Here is a 2,106-nt window from a genome sequence, read left to right as displayed (position 1 = left end):
GGACCGCGCGGGTCCCGGCCGGGAGGGCGCACCGGGCCCGGCGGACGGGGCGCCGGACGCGAGGAGTTCACGGTGCAGGGCTCGCAGCTCGGGGCCCGGGTCGGCGCCGAGGCGGTCGGCGAGGGTCCGCCGTATCTCCTCGTACGCGGCCAGCGCGCCCGCCGGGCCCCGCAGGTCCCGCAGCGCCCTGATCCGCAGCGCCTGGAGGCGCTCGTCCAGGGGCGACTGCTCGCACAGCGCGGTCAGTTCGGGCAGTACCTCGTCCGCCCTGCCGAGCTGCAGCGACGCCGCGATGAGCGAGTGGCGGGCCTCCTGCCTGCGGGTCTCCCAGCGCGTCGCGCCGGCCGCCCGGTCGGGCAGATCCGCGAGGGCCGGACCGTGCCACAGCGCCAGGGCGTCGGTGAGCAGGACGTTCGCCTTCACCGGGTCGCCCGCCGCCAGGGCGCGGGTGCCCTCGCCCGCGAGGCGCGCGAAGCGGTGGACGTCCACGTCGTCCTCGGCGGCGCACAGCCGGTAGCCGCCTTCCACGGACTGGACCGAGGCGTGTCCGAGCGCCCTGCGCAGCCGTCCGATCAGGGCCTGGAGGGCCGCGACGCCGTCGGCGGGCGGGTCCCCGTCCCACACCTCGGCGACGAGGGCGCTCACCGGGACGGTGCGGCCCGGGCGCAGGGCGAGCGCCGTCAGCAGGGCACGCAGGCGCGCGCCTCCGACGGCGACGGGCGTGCCGTCGTCGTGGAATGCGTGGGTGGTGCCGAGGACTCGGTAACGCATGGCGTCATTGTCCACCAGCCGGTGTCCGCCGCGGGCGCCGCTCGGCGCGCGGCGCCGCCGGTCACGGGCGCAGCGCGCCGCGCCGGGTCGCGGCCCACACGAGCAGCGCCGCCAGGGACAGGGCCCCGCCGGTGATGCTCACCGCGGTCCAGCCGCCCGCGTCCCAGGTCAGGGTCGCCACGACGGAGCCGACCGCGCCGCCGGCGAAGTTCCCCGCGATGTAGGCGGTGTTCAGGCGGCTGCGGGCCTCGGCGGAGATCTGGAAGACGCGGGACTGGGCCAGGATGTTCTGGCCCTGGATGCCGATGTCCAGGGCGACGATGCCGAGCACCAGGACGACCAGCACGTGCCCGCCGAACCCGACGACGATCCACGACACGAGGATCAGGGTCCAGGCGAGCCCCACGCCCGCGACGGACCTGCCTCGGTCGTGCAGCCGGCCCGCGCCCTGGGCGGCGAGCGCCCCGATCAGCCCGGCGACGCCGAAGAAGCCGATCGCGGCGGTCGAGTAGTCGTAGGGCGGGCCGGACAGCAGGAACGTCAGCGACGTCCACAGCATCGTGAAGACGCCGAAGCCGAAGATGCCGAAGACCATGCTGATCCGCAGCTTGGGCTCGTGCGCGACCAGCGAGAACACGGACTTCAGCAGGGCGCCGTAGGACAGCGTCGTCGAGCGGGGCGGCAGGTTCGGGATCGCCCGGTACAGCAGGGCGGCGAGCACCACGGCCACCACCGCGGCCACCAGGAACACCGCACGCCAGCTGAGCGCCGAGGCGAGCAGGCCCGCGAAGATGCGCGCGATCAGGATGCCGGTGAGGATGCCGCTGACGACGATCCCCACGACCTTGCCGCGGGAGGCGTCGTCGGCGAGGTCGCCCGCGAGCGGGGTGAGGATCTGGCCCGCGACCGTGGTGACGCCGACGGCGATCAGCGCGCCGGCCAGCGTCCCCACGCCGGGCGCCGCGGCGCACGCGCCGAGCGCGAGCGCGGAGAGCACCATCATCACCGGGACGAGGACGCGCCGCTGCCGCAGGTCGCCGAGCGGCACGATGAACAGGATGCCGAGGGCGTAGCCGATCTGCGTCGCCGTCACGAGCAGGCCGACCGTGCCGTCGCCCGCGCCGAGGTCCCCGCCGATGACGTCGAGCAGCGGCTGCGCGTAGTACAGGCTGCCGACGGCGGCGCCGGCCGCGACGGCGAAGAGCAGCAGGAGCGGCCGGGTCATGTACGAGCGGCCCTCGGGCGACGCCTGCGGCCGGGCGCCGCCCGGTGCGTCGCCCGCGCCGGAGGGGCCGGGCGGACCGGACGGGCCGGATGCGGCGGGCGCGCCCGGCG

The 2,106-nt window shown here is 76.3% G+C and carries 2 protein-coding genes; both read right to left on the bottom strand.

What is annotated here, in order from left to right; genetic code table 11:
• Positions 1–771, bottom strand: a 771-nt coding sequence (locus L1885_RS27545; protein WP_235799866.1) for an AfsR/SARP family transcriptional regulator, incomplete at its 3' end; no start/stop codon positions are given.
• Positions 772–832: 61 nt separating this feature from the next.
• Positions 833–2,106 (bottom strand): MFS transporter (locus tag L1885_RS27540; RefSeq protein ID WP_235799865.1); only part of this gene is annotated, 1,274 nt, incomplete at its 5' end.

The sequence above is a fragment of the Streptomyces fuscigenes genome (genome assembly GCF_021556455.1).
GTDB lineage: Bacteria > Actinomycetota > Actinomycetes > Streptomycetales > Streptomycetaceae > Streptomyces > Streptomyces fuscigenes.
Note: the sequence above shows the minus strand (reverse complement) of the source record. Positions and strands in the feature narration are given on the sequence as shown.